Origin of the sequence: Methanoculleus sp. UBA291 (assembly GCF_002499755.1) — an archaeon.
Lineage (GTDB): Archaea > Halobacteriota > Methanomicrobia > Methanomicrobiales > Methanoculleaceae > Methanoculleus > Methanoculleus palmolei.
Window position 1 is genome coordinate 10137 of sequence record NZ_DANC01000059.1, and the last position, 18433, is coordinate 28569.

Sequence of the window (18433 nt, forward strand, 5' to 3'; positions counted from 1 at the left end):
CTGAGGTGTTTCGGGATCATCTCGAGATTTGGGAACATACCAGAACCGGATCTTCAGACGGATTTCCACACCTTCGCAAGCGAATCGCCGAGCACGTGGATCCTGAACTCGTTGAGACACCCGAAAGGCGTTGCCGTCACCGTATACCCTTTTGCAGCGAGCCGGTCCCGGAGCCGAACGAAGAGATCGCGGGAGAATTCAACGTCCGCCTTGCTCTCCGAGAGGTGCGCAAAGGAGTGCAGGACGATCGCGGTTCGGCCGGTCTTTCTGGCAAGCCATGCGATATTGTCGGCGGCCTTCCGCACCACCGTCTCCAACCGTCCCTCATCCTCCTGCTCCACGTTGACAAAGATCACGAGCGCATCCTTCACCACCTCCTCCCCGTTCTCCACTTCCGCCGACTCAATCGCCTTCCGATAGACCCGGTACCAGAATTCTTCCGTGTTGAACATCAGGATCTTCATCACGTCCACCGAAATCCTCCGGATTTGAGCCGGAACGCTCCCCCGCCTCCGGGGGGAGGTCGTTAAGAAAAACGCCTTTGATATACGCCTTTGTCCTCTCGTCCTTAGGGTTTTCAAAGACTTCAGCCGCCGGGCCGCTCTCGATGAGTTCCCCGAGGTAGATGTATGCCACGTAATCGGCAAGGCGCATCGCCTGGTGGATGTTGTGCGTAACGATGACGATAGTGTACTTCTCCTTCAAGAGTTTCAGCTGCTCCTCGAAGTGCTGCGAAGACACCGGGTCAAGGGCCGAGGTCGGCTCGTCGCAGAGCAGGATCTCGGGATCGACCGCGATCCCCCGGGCGAGGCAGAGGCGCTGCTGCTGGCCGATGGAGAGGTTGATTGCCGGTGTTTTGAGCCGGTCCTTCACCTCCTCCCACAGGCCCGCAACCTCGAGATAATGCCGGACGATCTTTTCAAGTTCGGCTCGGTCTTTCTGGCCGTAGATCCTCGGCCCGTAGGCCACATTATCGAAGATCGAGAGCGGAAGAGGCGTCGGTTTCTGTGCGATGAGCCCTATCTTCCTGCGGATCTCAAGAACGTCCGCGTCTTTACCGAGCACGTCGACACCGTCGACGATGATCTGCCCGGAGTAGGACGCCCCTTCGACGAGGTCGATCAACCGGTTGAAGCACTTCAGGAGCGTGCTTTTACCGCATCCGCTCGGCCCGATGATTGCGGTGATCCGGTTCCGGGGGATCTCGAGATTGATGGAATCGAGGACCCGGGACGGCCCGTAAAACCCGCTCACATCTTTTATCCGTATCGGGTTGACTGCTGCAGTTGCATCGTGTGTCATGATATCACCTCAGAATGTTTTTCCTGAATCGTTTCGCGAGTGCACGGGAGGCAAGGCTGAGGAGGAGGACGATCACGAGCAGGATCAGTGCCGCCGTGTACGCCCGGGCCTGCACCTCCGGGTACGGCATACCGAGCTGGAAGAAGACCGCGAGCGGCAGCGACGCGACCGGCTCGAAGAGCGAGCCCGGCAGGCTGTCGGTATACCCGGCGGTGAAGAGGACCGAAGCAGCGTCCCCGATCCCCCTCCCGAAGGCGAGGAGGACCGCAGTTATGATCCCCGGGGCGACCTGATGGACCACGACCCTCGTTGTTGTCTCCCAGCGGGTCGCCCCGAGAACGGCGGAAGCCTCCTTGATCTCCCGGGGCACCATCCGGATCACCTCCTCCATCGCACGGATCATGATCGGGATCTGGAGAAGGGTGAGGACGATGATCCCGCCGAGCAGAGACGCCCGTATGCCGAGGTAGAGCATCACGATGAACCCGAACGCCCCGTAGACGATGGACGGGGTTCCCCAGAGGACGTCGAGCGCGAGCCGGAGGCGCCCGGCATATCGGGTCCTCCCGAGATACTCGTCCTGCAGCGCAAACGCTGCGGGAACGCTTATGACGAGGGCGATAAGCGTACTGCCGAAGGCGAGATAGAGCGATCCCACGATCGCGTTCAGGATCCCGCCGCCCCCGGTCGACGTGTAGTACCCTCCCCGGGGAGTCTCCGTGAGCATCTCGATCGAGAGCGAAGGAAGCCCTTTCCAGACGACGACGCCGATAATAGCGATCAGGCTGCCGACGACGATCGTGAGGGCCGCGATCATCAGCCCCTTCATAGCCCGCTCCTCGGTAACCCTATCCATGCGCCATCCCCCTCTCGATCCTGACGAGGATCAGGCGGGCGAGCACGGTGAAGGCCAGCACCACGAGCATCAGGAGGAGCGCCGCAAACAGGAGCGCCGAGTCGTAGAGCGGGATAGACATCATCTCGCCGTAGTTGTTCGCAATGAGGGCGGGGAGCGGGTATGCAGGATCGAAGACCGAGGAGGGGATCGTCGCTACGTTCCCGACGACCATCAGGACGGCCATCGTCTCGCCGAACGCCCGGGCAAACCCGAGGATGATTGCCGCGCCCATCCCCGGGAACGCCATGCGCAGCCCGACATGCTTGATGGTCTGCCACCTCGTCGCCCCCAGCCCGAGCGATGCCTCCCGGATCTCGGCCGGGACCGCCCGGAGGACCTGTTCCGAAATGGAGATGATGATCGGGAAGACCATGGTGGCAAGGACGATGCCGCCCGCGAGCACGGAGAAGCCGGTGTTGTAATCGGTCGTGCCGAAGAACGGTATCCCGAGCGGCCCGAGGGTCGCCGCGAGGGAAGCAACCGCGGGCACAACGACGAGGACGCCGACGACGCCGAAAATGACCGGCGGTATGCCTGCAAGCAGGTCGATGAGCGGGAGGACCTTTGCCCGCACCCGCTCGGTTGCGTACTCCGCGAGGTAGATCGCAGAGAGGATAGAGAGCGGAACTGCGACCGCCATCGCAATCGCCGTCACGAGCAGAGTGCCGACGATGGGGACGAGAAGCCCGAAGTGCCCCTCGTCCGGCATCCACGTGCTGCCGAGAAAGATATCGGTGACCGGGACGGTCAGGAGGAACGGTGCGGAACGCACGGAGAGAGCCCCAGCTACGACGATAAGCAAGGAGGCGGAGCCGATTGCGGCTACCGCCATGACGTTGCCGGTGATGCGGTCGATCACCTTCCGCGCGGGCATCCTGCTTATCCTACCTTCTCAAGCGATTCTGCGATTGCGTCGGCCGGGAGTTCGACATACCCGTTGGCATCGACGAACTTCTGGCCGTCCGTGAGGGACCACCTGATGAAGTCGGCGGTTACTCCGGTGGGTTTGCCGTTCGTCACAAAGTACTCGACCCGGGCCGGCGGGTGCGGGAAGGTCTGGGCCTTGATCGCGTCCACCGCTTTTTGTTTCGTGCTCAGGTCGAGAACGGTGCCGTCATCGAGCACGAAGGGAGGAACGATGACCCCCGCGACCGGCAGACCGGTCTTTGTATCGTAGGCGTAGTTGATGTTGTTGAACCCGACGCCGAGCGGGTCCTTCTGCACTTCCGCAAGGAGGCCCGGGTCACTGGCGACGCCGATACCCTTCAGGTTCGCCTGCCCCTTGCCGCCGGCGTAAAGCGCCCAGACATCGGCGGCCCCTGAAGAGTCGCTGCGGGTGAAGAGATGGATCTTATCCGCGATCTCTGGCTTTCCAGCGACTTCGCCCCAGGTGGTGACGGTCTGGTCGATGTAGATCCCCTGCCAGGTGCTCTGGTTGATGCCCTTCTTCAGGATCTCCTGTGCGGCCGGATTCTTTGCATTGATGACCGGAACAACGGCGTCCTTGGTTACGGGAATGGGATAGGCGCCTTTCTCGAGCTCGACGTCGGCGATAGCGCGCGAGACCATGCCGATATCGACGAGGTTGCCGAGGGTATCGGACATTCCTTTCCCGGCGCCTCCGGCCGAGATCTCGATCTTCACGTTCGGGTGAGTGCTCTTGTACTCATCCGCCCATACTACGGCAAGCGGGTAGAGCGCGAAGGCGCCGGAGATGGTTATCGTGCCGCTCACCTGATTTGTGGGGGTAGCGGTAGCATCGCCGCCGGCCGGCGGAACGGGTACGGGGGCCTCCCCTCCGGAAGATGCGAGGCCGATAGCGATGACTACGATGGCGACGACGATCACCGCGGCGATTCCATAAACGCTGTTCTTGTTGAATGCCATGATATCTCACGAATCCTTTGTGATAAACGCGGGAATCCGGCCAAGCAAGTTGATCGGCCAACCAGACTGATAGTGCGGCTTGGGGCGGACTGCTCAGGATCAGTGGATGCGGAGAATATAAATCCCAGAGCCCTTCGGCAATCATTGCCGCTTTCGGATTCCGACCTTTTAACGACCGTATCTCCAGCAAGAAGAAATAGTATGCAGAACGTTTGAGGCCGCAGACAATTGTTACGGATTGAAACGAGTAACGGCCCGATTAACAAGACCGGTTTACCCTTGCGGCAGTTCACATCCGGTCTCCGGCTGACCGGCCCGACCGCATCCCTTTTCCGACAATGATATGGCTTAAAAATATGGGTGAGGAGGGATCAATCCGTCAGCGATCTCTCGCCCCCGGGATCATATCGGAGCGGGCGGGGCCCGACGCTCACGCCCGATCGAAATCGTCCTCGAACCGGACGATGTCGTCCTCACCGGTATACTCCCCGATCTGCACCTCGATCAGTTCGAGGGGCAGGAGGCCGGGGTTCGCGAGCCGGTGGACCGTTCCCGCCGGGACGAAGGTGGACTCGCCGTTCCGGAGGAGAGAGGTCACATCCCCAATCGTCACCTCGGCGCACCCGGTGACGACCACCCAGTGCTCGGAGCGGTGGTGGTGCATCTGAAGGGAGAGGCGGCGCTTCGGGGGGACGGTGACCCGCTTGATCTTATACGACCGCCCCTCCTCAAGGTTCGTGTAGGACCCCCAGGGCCGGTAGACCTGCGTGTGGAAGAGAGCCCGCGTGTCCCCTTTCTCGCGGAGGGCTTTTGCGATCTCGCCCACCCGTTGCGCCTCGTCCCGGGCGGAGACCAGGATCGCATCTTTCGTCTCGACGATGGCGAGGTCGTGGACCCCTACGGTGGCGACCAGCCGGTCGGCGATGATCAGGTTCCGGGAGGAGTCGATCCCGATATGCTCGCCCCTGACGGCGTTTGCGTCCCCGTTCTTTGGCAGGGCGACGTAGAGGGCGTCGAAATTTCCGAGATCGCTCCAGTCGGCTTCAAGCGGCACGACCGCCGCCCGCCGGGTCTTCTCCATGATTCCGTAGTCGATGGAGAGAGGAGGGGTTGCTGCGTATGCCTCTCCGAGAGGCTGTTCAAACGCCCGGGCCACCTCCGGTGCGCATGTTTCGCATTCGGAGAGAAAGAGACCGGCATCGAAGCAGAACATGCCGGAATTCCAGAGGTAACCGTCGGCGACATACTTCTCGGCGGTCGCGAGGTCGGGTTTCTCCACGAAGGCATCCACGAGTGAACCGCCCGGAAGGGTCTCGCCCGGACGGATGTAGCCGTAACCGGTGTGGGGCAGGGTCGGCCGCACCCCGAAGACCACCAGATAGTCCTTCGAGAGCCGCTCTGCCCCGAGGAATGCCTCATGAAACGAACCGGTTGCGTTGATCAGGTGGTCCGAGGGTAACACCGCGACGGTATCGGACCCGTCCTCCCGGAGGAACTCACGGACGCCGTAGTAGATCGCCGGCAGGGTGTTTTTGCCCACGGGTTCCGTAAGAACCCGGCAGTCGCACCCGATGGCGGCGAGCTGGTCGCGAACCAGAAACTTGTGGTCCGTGTTGGTGACGATGGCGATCTCCTGTGGAGAAGAGAGGAGGAGCGCCCTCTTCACCGTCTTCTGGAAGAGAGACTCGTCGTCGACCAGGGGGATGAACTGTTTCGGGTAGTGTTCCCTTGAGAGCGGGAAGAGACGGGTGCCGCTCCCGCCTGCAAGAATGAGCGTCTTCATGGAATTGACTCCGTGCCGGAAGGGCACTCTAGTTTGTATACTCTATTGCAACGGAGATAAAAACGTAAGGGTTTTTCGAGAGGAGGGATATCAACCGATCCGGCGACGACCGTGGTTGCATCGGAAGGTATGGCGTTCCAGCCGGCTTTCCGGAGCCATTGGAGAAGCCTGTATTCCTATCGCATCGGATAGTATATCCACCCCTTCACAAGCCCGGGGCGTGGAGCGCGGCCCAGGCCCACTCATCCAAGGATTAGCAAGCCATGGGTCGTGAAGAACGTCTCCGTTCAAGCCCGGGTCATCGTTGAATTCCCGGGATAGAGCGCACGGGCCTGGGGGTCGAGGTCTTCTGCAACCGCAAGGACCTGTTCGGCCTCCCGGTACTTCCCGAGCCTGCCAAGCACCATGCCGTAGGTAACCCAGGCGAAGATGCATGACCGGTTGATCGCAAGCGCTCGCCTGCATGCAAGCACCGCTTCCTGAAGACGATCGAGCCGGGTAAGGACCACCGCCCTGTTGTTCCAGGCATAGATGTCATCATTGTCGCAGAGGAGCGCCGCACTGAACGCGGCCAGCGCCTCCTCGTAGCGTCCCTGCCGTTCGAGAGCGACGCCCCTGTTGTTCAGGGTCGCCGGGTCCGCCGGGTCGCGCAGGTCCTTTTCGCTGACACTGCTGTACGCCCGTGACGCATCGCTATTATCACTCCTCCGGGGTTTCTCTGGTGTAACCAATCGGGGCATACATTGGCACCTCACACCCCATACTGCAAGAGCTGATATATAAGTTACTGCAGCAATCGTCTCCGGGACCGGGGAGGAGCGGGATGGGGCCGACAGGGTGACCGGGCAGCCAGCTGGACCCGGAAAGCGACCTATGGGCTGCCGTTATGAAACCACGCCACAGTCCGGCGAAGCCCCTCATCAAGCGTGTAGCGGGGAGAAAAGCCAAAGGCTTCCCCGGCCCGGGAGATATCGGCGAGTGAGTCACGTACATCCCCCGGCCGCGGGGGTTCGTATAGCGGCTGAAGGTGTATGCCGGTGATCGCCGATAAATTCCCGGCAAGTTCGTTGAGGCTGATCCTGCTTCCCCCGGCGATGTTGAAGACGCCGGAGGCACTGTTCTCCATCGCAAGAATGTTCGCCCGGACAACATCCGCGACGGCGATAAAATCCCGTGTCTGCTCCCCGTCGCCGTAGATGATCGGCGGCTTCCCGTCGATCAGCCGGGAGATGAACTTCGGGATCACCGCTGCATACTCCGAGTCAGGGTCCTGCCGGGGGCCGAAGACGTTGAAGTAGCGGAGGAAGACCGTCCGGATACCGTAGAGATCGGAGAAGACCTTCCCATAGTACTCGCCCGCGAGTTTTGAGACCGCATACGGGGAGAGTGGTGTCGGCGCCATCGTCTCGCGCTTGGGGAAGACCGGGTCATTACCATAGATTGCCGAGGTGGAAGCTGCCACGACCGCCGAAACGCCGCACTCCTTTGCGGCCCAGAGGACGTTCACGGTCCCGGCCACGTTCACCTCGTTCGTCTCCCGGGGGTTTGCCACGGAACGGGGAACAGAAGCAACGGCAGCCTGGTGGAAGATGCCGTTCGCCCCGCGACAGACATCGACGAGCAGGTCGAGGTCGGTGACGCTCCCCTCGATGAAGGTCACCCGGGATTGACCGATGAGGTCCTTGATATTCTCACGCCGCCCGGTGGAGAGGTCGTCGACGATCACGACCTCATGACCGTCGCTTGCCAGTTGCTCCGCAAGGTTGGACCCGATAAAGCCCGCCCCGCCTGTGACAACATACCGCATAGGATAACAATAGACGTTTCAGTGATTTGAGCGTTGCCGAAGTCAACCACCCCCTTCCTATCGGAGGGGGCTTGCAACGGGAGCCCCTTGCGGGGCACAGGGTTGCACTTTACTCCGTGCGAAGGTTGACGGTTCAAAAGACGTCCTTATTCACACCGGCCGGTTGACGCGGCCACTACCTATTATCCGTGAAACCACGGAATCGCACCTAGCGGTGCTCACGCTCCCTTCGGTCGACGAATCCCTGGCTACTTGTCGCAAATGGTTCAGAGCACCGTTGACGTCGGCATTGATCAGGGTTCCCCGGGCACTATGATACAACCCTCTCTGGCCGGTAGTGCGATGGTTCCGCCAGGAACGGATAACTCGAGCACCGAAGGTGTGTAGTGCGATGTTCGGTGTCCGGGTGTTGCCAGCCCCCGCGTTAAGGTGTCGCGCGAGACCCCCAACCCTTCGATGTTGGACACTGGTGGTTTGACCCGGAGGATATGGACCAATTATAAGGGGTCACTCTGCCATCTCCGAGACCTTTCTTCGGAGCGAGTCTTCAAGCCCTGTGCTTCGCCTGGCGTTTTTGCGAAAGCCCTGCCGGACACGAGAAGGAAGGCGGGGCCAACTGGCCCCTTTGCTGGCAGGCATATAGCATCATATGGTTTACTGGCACCAGTTACTCCCCCGACTTCTTCTCATTCGCAAGCGGGAAATACTGCCGGTAGACGTTTCTCCGCTCGTCGAGGTCGGTATGCAGGTAGATCTCGGTCGTCTTGATGGAAGAGTGCCCCAGGTTCTCCTGCACGACACGGAGGTTCTTTGACCGCCGATAGAGTTCGCTTGCGTAAGAGTGCCGGATTTTATGCGGCGTAATTCCGGCCGGGGCGTATTGCTTGAAAAGGTGCTGGACGGTCCGCGGGGAGAGGTGGTTGCCCTGCTGACCTAGAAAGAGCGGCCCCTCGATCTTGTTGCCGATGAACCCGTTAACCTCGTCGAGAGTCTCTTCATCGACGAAGACGGTCCGGATCTTATCGCCTTTCCCCTTCACCCGTATTGTCTGCTCCTCAAAATCGATGTCCTCGATATTTATCGCACACAACTCCGAGACACGGACGCCGGTGGCGTAGATGAGGCGGACGATCAGCCGGTCGCGCTCGCCCTCAATCGAGTTGATCAGGCGGATCACCTGGCTGTGCTTGAGGTATTTCAGTTCCTGATTCTTGATCCGGGGCCGTTCCACCCCGAGCATCGGGTTCGCAACCACAACCCCCTGGGCGTAGAGATACCGATAGAACGACGAGAGCGTCGATATCATCCGATGGAAGGTCTTCGGCTTATAATCCCGCCCCTCCGAGAGACACGAGAAGAAATCGGTGACAAGGGCCGCAGAGACATTGACGTCCGCATCCAGCAGGGCGGCCTCAAGTGCGGCATCGTCGAGCAGAGCCCCGCCCGGACCGGAATGCTGCCGGAGCCAGACGTACCGGGCGAAGCGTTGGAGGGTCTGCCCGTATTTCTTGATCGTCCGGGGCGAATAATTCCGCATCCGGAGGTAACCACCGAAGCGATCAATCCATTCAGAAAATAATGTATTTTCCATTGTATATTGAATGGAATAAAGGAGCATATCAAAATTGCGGTAAATCACTATTCCCCGCAATAAATTGCATCAGGGGAAAACGCCTGCCGGGCCGGATCAGAACCGCCCGGTGCGATTGCACGGGCCCACACCGAACGACACGCTGCGGGGACGAACCCGGAGACCCACACATCCAGAGCAATCTCCAGAAAAACGCCCGGGCCAGAGGAGACGAAACCATTTTCCCGGACCTGAAAAAAAGTATTTTTAGGAGGTAATGATGTTCGGAGTGATGTTCGGAGGTATGGAAACGGGGTTGCCGCCCGCGGTCGGGAAGCAGACCCTGTTGAATACATTCCCTCTGGAGTATATGAACCCCCCACCGCGCGGGGAGAAAGTGAACGGCCCCGGAGCACAGCCATCGCCATGAGACCTGCAGACGGCGCCAGTATATAAAGAACCACCGTAGATTCGCTGAAACCCCCGATCGCCTATTCGATCGATGTCTCCCATTATGAAACCGGCGATCCGGGCCTATAGGCCCGATACAACGGCCCCCATCCAGACAACCGTTTTGCCGTAGACCGCCACGGAAGAGACCCCCTGACAGAATAGAAGAAGCGTCTTTCAAAATAAGGGACCGCATTTCAGGAGGAACGCCTGATCCAGAGGCCCCGGTTTAATCACATGGCCTGCTATCCTCGCCGTTTCGGAAGCGCGAGAATAGACGGACCCCCTTATGCCCCGCCCCCGGGAGCGTCGCAGCCAGCCAGCCCCTGCAACACATAGCATCTTGGCCGATCAGCGAGATTGTCCCGAATTGCTGAAGAGTACCCCCATCGCCCCCGGTGGCACCACTCCGTCTCGAAGGCCGAAGGTCTTCTCGAGTTCCGATTCCGATGGACCGCACTCTCCAGCCGGTCGCTTTCTCGAAGAATTGCAGTTTTTTCAAACCCCTGCGGCGGCGGGCAAAAGCCGTATCCGCTGTGCTCCGGATGGCAGAAGCCCCGTCAGTTCCAATTATGGTGACAAAGGTCGCAGATCCCGGGACGATCCCAACAGGGCAACCCGGGGACCGGGAACCGGCCGGGCGGATACCCCCGGACAACGCCCCGAACGGGACAGGACCGGCCCAGGAGAACCCAATTCTCCGTCACACCCCAAGGATCAAAAAGGCAGATATAAACCATATGATGCTATACGTAATAGGGGATGGAGTAACCGCAGAAAGATCTGGACCGAGGAGCCAGACCCGCCACAGCCGAAAGCGCACTCAACAGGAGGACCGCAACGGACGTGTCGGTCGGGCCCTCCTCCCGACCACCACCATTGAAATATCTAAACAGACAAGAGGGTATGAAAAATGGAAGATCCTGCCGACCTGAAAGACCCGAACAAGTACCGAAAATTCAAGAAAGTGGATGGCGCCACCTACCAGCGGGTCAACCAGTTTCTGCGCAAACACACCCACATCACCGCCCGTGAATGGGCAATCGCACGTCTCTGCGCAGACTTCAAGACCACCAGCGGATCGGAGATGACGTTCATCGGCGAGAACCTCCCCGAGCTCTGCCCATTCATGCTCGACTCCTACACCCCGCAGGCAGTCAACCAGGCAAGGAGTTCGTTCAAGAAGAAAGTGAAGAAGGCGGGAGCCACATTCTTCTACGGGGCCATGTGCGGTTTTTTTACCGCAGAAGAACTCGACGAGATCCTCTTTGAAGCAAGCGAAGTCGCCCGGTTTCTCCTCGAGGTAGAGGGAACAAGCCTGAACCTCGACGACGAGATCGATATTGAGGACCGCATCACCGAGGTGATGCGGGGCGTTGCCGAGGCCGCGTCGGTGGTATTAAAATCCCGACCCGGCCAGGAAGGCGGAGAGGAGGAACACCCGATAGACCCCGGGGAGGATGAAAACCCGTGAAGGTCATTCAGATCGTCGGCCGCTCGAACGCCGGGAAGACCACATTTATGAAGGACCTGATCCGGGCGCTCTCCGCATACGGAACCGTCGGAGCGGTCAAACACCTCGGGCACCACCACGGGTTTCAACTTGAACCCGGAAAGGACACCACCGCCTACTATGAATCGGATGCTGCTATATCCAGCGGCGTCGACGACGAGAAGTCGGTTTTTATCAGGCGTGAAAACGACCTCGACTCCACCCTGCAGGTCCTCTGCAACGCCGGGATCGAATATGCCGTACTTGAGGGATTCAAAGCCCGGCCGTTTCCGCGGATCGTGATAGGCGACCTCCAGAGCGAGAACGTCGTGCTCCGGAACCCTTCGGTCGACGAGGTGATCGCCGCACTTCCCGGGTTCGAGGACTATTACACCACCGAAGGATTGGTTCGGGAACTACGGCGCGAGTGCGGCACCCTGAACGGCGGCGTTGTCCTCACGTTCAGCGGACCGGTAAAATACCCGGAATTCCCGACAACGAGCGTTCGGAAAGACCTGGAAGCGGTCCCGGGGATCATCGGCGCACGGTTGCACCATCAGAAAAGCGGACTCCATGCCGGAGAAGATAGAATCTATATTGCTATACTTGCAGAACAGAACAGGGAGGCGTTGGCCGCCGCCGGCGACGCCATCGATCGACTGAAACGAAAACTGCCATAACACGGGAGAAAGCGATGAAGATGCGAAACGGAAAGCGGATGTTTGGAACGAACGGCGTGCGGGGCGTGGTCGGGGAGGAGATGACGCCGGCCCTGGTCCTCAAGATCGGCGCCGCACTCGGATCGATGAGAAAAGGAACGATAGCAGTCGGCAGGGACACGAGGACGTCCGGTGAAGCCCTGGCCCACGCTCTCAAGGCCGGGCTCCTGATGACCGGGTGCGACGTGGTGGACATGGGCATCCTCCCCACACCAGCCCTGCAGTATCTCATAAAGAGCAACCGGTTCGACGGCGGCGCGATGATCACCGCGTCCCACAACCCCCCGGAGTACAACGGCGTAAAGATCATCGAGGCCGACGGCACCGAGATGCCCGACGACGAGACCCTCCGGCTCGAAGACAGGTACTTCACCGGAGCATTCGATGCGGCTCCCTGGGACGGCGTCGGCACGGAGACCGCCGCACCCGAGCGGATCGAGGAATATATTCGGGCAATCGTGGGGCACTTTCCAGCGCATATCGGCGAAGGCCTGACCGTCGTCGTCGACCCCGGTTCCGGCCCGGCGGCGCTCACCACCCCGGTCATCCTCTCACGACTGGGCTGCCGGGTCCATACCATCAACGCCCGACTCGACGGTACCTTCCCGGGCCGGATGCCCGAGCCGACACCCGAAGGGCTGCAACCCCTCTCGGAGATGGTCGTCGCCACGGGTGCCGACTTCGGGGTGGCGCACGACGGCGATGCCGACCGGGCGGTCTTCGTTGATAACAAAGGACGCTATATAGAAGAGAACTATGAGTTCGGACTGGTCGAGGACTACGTCTGCGGCAGGAACGGCAACGGGATCGTCGTCACCACGGTCGCCACATCCCGGCTGATCCGGGATATTGCGGAAAAGCACGGATGCACCGTCGATTACACGCCCGTAGGAAGCATCTACGTCGCAAGAAGGATGATCGAGTTGATAGGCGAGGGAAAGAAAGTCTCTTTTGGAGGCGAAGGAAACGGCGGCCTGATCTATCCCGACCACCAGTTCTGCCGGGACGGGGGCATGACCGCCGCCATGATGGTAGCGGTTCTCGCAGATCATAACGGCAGGAAACTCTCGGATATCCTTGACGGGCTCCCGATCTACCATCTGATCAAGGAGAAACACCACGTCCGGGACCCGGCCGCGCTGGTCCGTGCCGTCGAGGAAGCGTTCCCGGGAGAGACCATTGAGAAGATCGACGGGATCAAGATTGTCAGGAACGATGTCTGGGCCCTGGTGCGGGCTTCGGGCACGGAACCAATGATCAGGATCATGATCGAGTCAAAGAACCCGGCCGTCGCAGAGGCCGTGCATGAGGAGATCCTGCAGGTGGTCAGACAGGCATGACCCCCGGCCGTCTTTTCCGCCGGAGGGATCAACCACCCATTAATCATTCCGTTCCCGGCGCTTCAAAGAACCCTGACTCTCCCACATATCCCCGACATTTTTGAGAAACTCCCTCATTTCCTCAAATGACATTCCTGTGAAAGGGGGGCAATCTATATATCTGATAATAGATATGCATGATGCAGAACCCATTGAAGAGCGCTGATCAAAATGAATGGTAAACCACAGATAAAACAGAAGATCAACTCCGCAATCTCTTCAGGCGATCTGCGTGAGCTTGAAAAGGTAGTTTCAGACATATCGGAGACGCAGACCCGGAAGGAGAAGAAATCACTCTACGAGCAGATGAACGCCGCTCTGATAAAGACGGCGTTCGAGGAGAACCTTCCGGGGCTCTTAAGCCAGATCATCGAACCGACAAAAGAAGAGGTGGCCGCCCTCGCCCAACGCGCCGCCAGGATCTACAGCCAGAATAAGGACGAAGCATGGTTCAGCGCAATTTTTACCCTGGTCGATAAACTCGACCGTAAGAGTCACCAGTCCGAGATCCTCGCCGAAATCTCCCGTGACCTTATCCAGACGGGGGTCGATACCGGGGACATCCATTTCATCGATAAAGGCGGAGAAGCCTGCGACAAGATCAGCATCCGTAAATACCGCTCGGCAATCCTCTCCGAGACCATTCCGCTCTTCATCGAATATGGACAGAAGTATCGAAACGTCAACATCATGCAGCATGCTCTCCAGATGCTCTCTGAGATCGGCGACATATCAAGACAATCGCAGCTCCATGCCGACGTTGCACGGGCGATCGCCGGTGCCGGCATCGAGTCGGGCGATATCACCCTGGTGGTTTCCGGACTTATGAGTGCAACCGAGATCAACCAGAAGATCCGACGCACCAATTCGATCGCCGATATCGTTGACGCCGCCTGGAAATCATCGCTGAAGAAAGAGATCTCCGACGTTGAGCAGATCATGGACTCCCTCCCGGGTATCCCGGAAGAACGGCTCACCGAGATCCTCGCGATCCTGACCGAGCAACTCCTCGATCGCCAGCGGGACAAAAAGCAGGTCTACGCAAAACTGCTCAAGATCGAAGACGAAAAACCATGGGCCGGGCGGACCCTCGTCCTCGAACTCCTGAAGAAAGCAGAACGAAGCGGGGACCGCTGGTTCCTTGAAAAGGCGTTCGAGTTCAACGCCCGGGACATAACAGGGACTCAGCTCCCCATCGAGGAGATCGTCCTCTCCGGCATTTCAGTCGTTGAGAGAAGCGGCAACTCAACCATTCTTCTCGATATTGCACCCCTGATCGCCGAATCCTGCGATGCCGCGAAGGCAGCCCAGCTCTACCGGCAGATCACCGACGCACTCACACGGATGGGCGATTTCTACCACGCGATCGAGGTTATGAAAAAAGCCAGCGCCAGCACACAGAGGATCAACGCCCAATTTTTCGATACCAGTGTCCGCCTGATCAAAGAGGGGCTTCGGCGCGACGAGATCGAACTCGTCCACAAGAATATCCTCGCCACACTGGATACCGATATTGTCGACTCGCTGGTACAGCAGGCGGTGACCGACTTCTGCAAGGAGTACGACTTCGATGAGGTCGTCAGGCACATACCGGCAATCAAGGAACTTGTCAGTTCGCACCGTGCACAGGACCCACTGCTCGTTGAGTGCAGCACCATCCTGATCGAGCGGGGCTTCGTCCGTCAGAACGACCCGGCGGCCCTTGTAGACCTGGTAAACCAGATCCAGGACCAGAACCTGCGAGAACAGGCAATCTCGACCATCGCCGTCGAGATGGCACGGATCGGTGTCGTCCGAAAAGACCGGGATCTCCTCCGGAGTGCGACCGGACTCACCTGCGAGATCATGGATCAGCAGGTACGGGCCGAAGCGATGGGCGGCATCGTAGACCAGGCAGCCGTGCTCGCCGTCGAGGACGGCGACCTCGACCTTCTTCACGGGATGCGGATCCTCTCCACATCTCTGCTGGAGCGGGACTACTGCCTCTTTGCAATGGGGAAGGTCATCCACGGCCTGATCATGTTCGGGATCGAACACCTCTCGCTCCAGGCGCTGGATGAAGCGACTCAGATCCATTCCCAGATCCCCGACCCGTCCCTGCAGCGGCAACTGGTCGATCCCCTCATCGAAGGTTACGTCCGCGTCGGGAGCCTGCAGGCGGCGGACCAGATCTCCCAGGGGAAGGCACAGGTCTTCGACAACATGATGGAGCCCTTCGAGATAGCGCTCGACCTCCTCAAGACCAGCACCCTGCGTGAGGAGATCTCGATCAGGATAGCAAGTTACGTCGATATCATGCTCGAGTACACGCAGATCTACACGAGCCCGATCTTTGCCGTCCCCATGACTCTCTTCTCCCTGGAGATCGAAGGGGAGTACGAGCGGACCGCCATGATCCAGCGGATTCTCACCTTCTTTACCAACGAAACAAAGGATTTCGACTCGGCCGATCCCTACGAGGTGATGGCGTATCTGCTCGAAGGGATCGAGGGGGGGACGACGGCACCGCCGGTGCTCGAATTGATGTACCGCCTCTTCGAGCACACCAGCGACGTCTATGCGCGTTATTCCGGAATGTACCGGATCGTCAGCGCCTACTCGGTCATCGGCGACGGAGAGAAAGCCGAAAAGATCATTAGAAGGCTTCACGAGACCATCGGCACCATCTCCGAGCCTTCCGTCCGCGCGATTATGCTCTCCGACCTCGCGGGGCTCATGGCCGGGATCGATCACGATGCAGCCAGGAGTTACCTTACCGAGGCACAGGAGATGCTCGAGTTCGTCGGGGAAGACCAGGAGGCATTCGTCAGGAAGAACCTGATCTACGCCGCAAGAAGCCTCAACGCTGTAAACCGGCAGGAGACGGACATCGACTGGGCAATCGGGCAGGTCGGCGGGATTGAAGATCCGGTCGAGTACGTGGACGCCCTCGCTGCGGTCTTCGACATGGTCAATGAACCTGCACAGAGAAAGGAGATCCTTTCGGCCATGTGCCATACCGTGGTGAGCATTCCCATACCCTATATCCGGCTCTCGATGCTCTTTGACGTGGCACAGTTCGCCGAGACTTACGGCGATGAGGAGGAGATCGATGAACTGCTCGACGGCATGGAGAAGACTGCCGGGCACATTCAGATTCCGTTCATCACCGCTATGACGCAGCAGCGTATGGCCCAGATGCTCTTCTCGTTCTACCGGAAGAGCGGGAAAGCGGCCGCTCAACAGCGGGCCGTCGAGATCGTCTCCGCGATCGACGACGACAGGATCCGCTACAGCCTGATGGTCCAGCTCGAACAGGCTATGCCCCAGTCCTGGAGGAACTCCGTCTACGGCAGAATCCTCGACTGCCGCAACAAGATCCGGAGCGGCGAGTGCACGACAAAGGATATGGTCGCGCTCGATCGGGCAATACGGACGGCATCCGATCGGGCAAAACGGGCGGTCTACTACACCGAGTTCTACCTTATCGCGAGGAACGCAGAACAGCAGGCACTTGCGGATCGAATGCTTCTCTGCGCCCTCGATGAGGCCCGGATAATAAGACCGCTCTCGCGGCGGGCCTTTGTGCTCGGCGATATGGCGTGCCGGATCTACGCAGAACACTATGAAGACCGGTCAAGGGAGATTATCGACATGGCCGTGGGCGAAGCCCTCAATATCCGCGACTCGACGATCCGGGACGAGGTCTACGACGAACTGGATATGTCCATGCGGCTTGTCCAGGAGCACTGGCTGTGAAGACGATCGAGATCCGGATCTCAGGACGGGTCCAGGGCGTCGGGTTCCGCGCATGCATCAGAAGGATCGCGACCAACCTCGGTGTCGGCGGCGAAGCGATGAATCTCTCCGACGGGAGGGTGCTCATCACTGCAACCGGCGAACCCGTCATCCTCGACAAGTTCATCTCCATGCTTTACGGATGCCCCAGGGCCGTCATCAGGGACCTCTCCCAGCAGGAGGTTCCTCCTGTCGCCTACGCCGAATTCACAATCCAGCGGGGCGCTACCAGTACAGCACGTGAAATTCAGCGTTCGTAAGAAGGGCATCCCGCAGGATGCGGACCTGCGTATCGATGCGGGACTGGTCGATCGATTTGCGAAGCGCCGCGACCAGCCGGGCCGAGAAATTCCCGTCAAGGTAGCATCGCTTTTCACCGCATTCGTAGTCCCCGGCCGAGATCTCATCCCGGGCAAACAGGAGGACGGTGCGGTCTACCATCGCCGCTTTCTGCGGTTCGATGAGATCGTGGACGAGGCTCCCGGCTCCTTCGTGAAGCGTGCCAAGGTCGGGGTCGAGGTGGGCGCCGATCAGAGAGACGCAGCAGTTGCCGTAAAGCATCGCGTATCCAAGCGAGAACATGGCGTTGACGGGGTCAAGGTAAGGGCGGCTCGTCCTGCGCCGGAACCCAAGTTCCGGCGGGATCGTGCGGGAGAGGATCTCGTAGTACATATCGGCGACCAGGCGGGAGAGCCGCCGGAGTTCCTCCATGGTGACCGAGACCGCAACCTCCTCCCGGGCCTGGTGAAGGAAGTCGAGTTCTCCGGCATAGAAGATATCCTGCCCTGAACGATTGTAAAGCTCCTCAAGGAAGAAGAGCCGCGACTGAACGCCGGCTGTTGCAAACGGCTGTGCGAACCGGTGCGGAGAGGCCCGCTCCTGGGCGCGGCGCACCGCCTCATCCGGCCGATAACCGTAAGGGGAGAGGCACCCGACGGGGGTGCCGTCAATATCAAAGAAGGTGATGACGGCGCCGGCTTTGAGGAGGTTCGTCACCGCCGATGTGTGCAGCGTATGGCCGCCGACGACCAAAAGATGCTTCACTGCCTGGAGCGGGTAGCGCCGGGTGGCGTTTCCCTGCACGATGACCAGTTCCTGCGCCGTCGCCTTGATGTGCCCCCCGTAGCCGAAGACCGGGATCCAGGGTTCCTTCGCCGTCATCAAATCACTCTGGAAATGAATATGGGCGGTTTTGATGATGAATGCATCGAACCGCACGGGAGGGGGGACACCCGTCTTCGGCGGTCGCCGACCGACTATGCCATCGTCCTTTTCGTAAATGCATCCCGTCCGGATGAAGTGCGAATGGTTGTGGGCGAGCGCATTCCGGACAAAAAATCAAAGGCTGCTACGGTGTGCCGTGCCACGA

The 18433-nt window shown here is 59.6% G+C and carries 15 protein-coding genes; 5 read left to right on the forward strand and 10 right to left on the reverse strand.

Translation table 11 applies throughout. The annotated features are described in order from the left end of the window. Positions 1-53: 53 nt before the first annotated feature. The 9 genes from BP737_RS13670 to xerA form a co-directional block, all read right to left on the reverse strand. Positions 54-464, reverse strand: a complete 411-nt coding sequence (locus BP737_RS13670) for a threonyl-tRNA synthetase editing domain-containing protein (RefSeq protein WP_292405741.1) — start codon at positions 462-464, stop codon at positions 54-56. Beyond that, positions 403-1302 carry a phosphate ABC transporter ATP-binding protein gene (locus BP737_RS13675; RefSeq protein WP_292405738.1) on the reverse strand — a complete coding sequence of 300 codons (900 nt, stop codon included), beginning with the start codon at positions 1300-1302 and terminating at the stop codon, positions 403-405. The genes BP737_RS13670 and BP737_RS13675 overlap by 62 nt, the downstream gene beginning before the upstream one ends. A gap of 4 nt (positions 1303-1306) precedes the next feature. After that, on the reverse strand, positions 1307-2158 hold the full coding sequence (pstA, locus tag BP737_RS13680) for a phosphate ABC transporter permease PstA (RefSeq protein WP_292405735.1): 852 nt from the start codon (positions 2156-2158) through the stop codon (positions 1307-1309). Beyond that, positions 2151-3074, reverse strand: a complete 924-nt coding sequence (gene pstC, locus BP737_RS13685) for a phosphate ABC transporter permease subunit PstC (RefSeq protein WP_292405732.1) — start codon at positions 3072-3074, stop codon at positions 2151-2153. The genes pstA and pstC overlap by 8 nt, the downstream gene beginning before the upstream one ends. Positions 3075-3079: 5 nt before the next feature. Next, positions 3080-4087 carry a PstS family phosphate ABC transporter substrate-binding protein gene (locus BP737_RS13690; RefSeq protein WP_292405729.1) on the reverse strand — a complete coding sequence of 336 codons (1008 nt, stop codon included), beginning with the start codon at positions 4085-4087 and terminating at the stop codon, positions 3080-3082. Between the two features lie 430 nt (positions 4088-4517). Beyond that, on the reverse strand, positions 4518-5870 hold the full coding sequence (locus BP737_RS13695; RefSeq protein WP_292405727.1) for a mannose-1-phosphate guanylyltransferase/mannose-6-phosphate isomerase: 1353 nt from the start codon (positions 5868-5870) through the stop codon (positions 4518-4520). A 287-nt stretch (positions 5871-6157) separates the two neighbouring features. Next, positions 6158-6610 (reverse strand): tetratricopeptide repeat protein, encoded by a 453-nt coding sequence (locus BP737_RS13700; RefSeq protein WP_292405723.1) that lies wholly within the window; start codon positions 6608-6610, stop codon positions 6158-6160. A 131-nt stretch (positions 6611-6741) separates the two neighbouring features. Continuing rightward, positions 6742-7677 (reverse strand): SDR family oxidoreductase, encoded by a 936-nt coding sequence (locus BP737_RS13705; protein ID WP_292405720.1) that lies wholly within the window; start codon positions 7675-7677, stop codon positions 6742-6744. A gap of 667 nt (positions 7678-8344) precedes the next feature. Beyond that, entirely contained in the window at positions 8345-9268 is a 924-nt protein-coding gene (gene xerA, locus BP737_RS13710; RefSeq protein WP_292405717.1) for a site-specific tyrosine recombinase/integron integrase, read from the reverse strand. A gap of 1342 nt (positions 9269-10610) precedes the next feature. Between xerA and BP737_RS13715 the strand changes: the two genes are divergently transcribed. The 5 genes from BP737_RS13715 to BP737_RS13735 all read left to right on the forward strand — a co-directional run bounded on the left by BP737_RS13715 (position 10611) and on the right by BP737_RS13735 (position 17324). Continuing rightward, a complete protein-coding gene (locus BP737_RS13715; RefSeq protein ID WP_292405715.1) occupies positions 10611-11171 on the forward strand; it encodes a DUF5806 family protein in 561 nt (186 codons plus the stop codon). Next, positions 11168-11869 carry a molybdopterin-guanine dinucleotide biosynthesis protein B gene (mobB, locus tag BP737_RS13720; protein ID WP_292405712.1) on the forward strand — a complete coding sequence of 234 codons (702 nt, stop codon included), beginning with the start codon at positions 11168-11170 and terminating at the stop codon, positions 11867-11869. The genes BP737_RS13715 and mobB overlap by 4 nt, the downstream gene beginning before the upstream one ends. A gap of 20 nt (positions 11870-11889) precedes the next feature. Continuing rightward, a complete protein-coding gene (glmM, locus tag BP737_RS13725; RefSeq protein ID WP_292405777.1) occupies positions 11890-13248 on the forward strand; it encodes a phosphoglucosamine mutase in 1359 nt (452 codons plus the stop codon). Positions 13249-13458: 210 nt separating this feature from the next. Further along, entirely contained in the window at positions 13459-17025 is a 3567-nt protein-coding gene (locus BP737_RS13730; RefSeq protein ID WP_292405709.1) for a hypothetical protein, read from the forward strand. Further along, entirely contained in the window at positions 17022-17324 is a 303-nt protein-coding gene (locus tag BP737_RS13735; protein WP_292405706.1) for an acylphosphatase, read from the forward strand. The genes BP737_RS13730 and BP737_RS13735 overlap by 4 nt, the downstream gene beginning before the upstream one ends. Here BP737_RS13735 and cas1 read toward each other — a convergent pair. Next, the gene (gene cas1 / locus BP737_RS13740; RefSeq protein ID WP_292405703.1) at positions 17290-18225 is read right to left on the reverse strand and encodes a CRISPR-associated endonuclease Cas1; all 936 of its coding nucleotides are present in this window, start codon (positions 18223-18225) and stop codon (positions 17290-17292) included. The genes BP737_RS13735 and cas1 overlap by 35 nt on opposite strands. Positions 18226-18433: the final 208 nt, after the last annotated feature.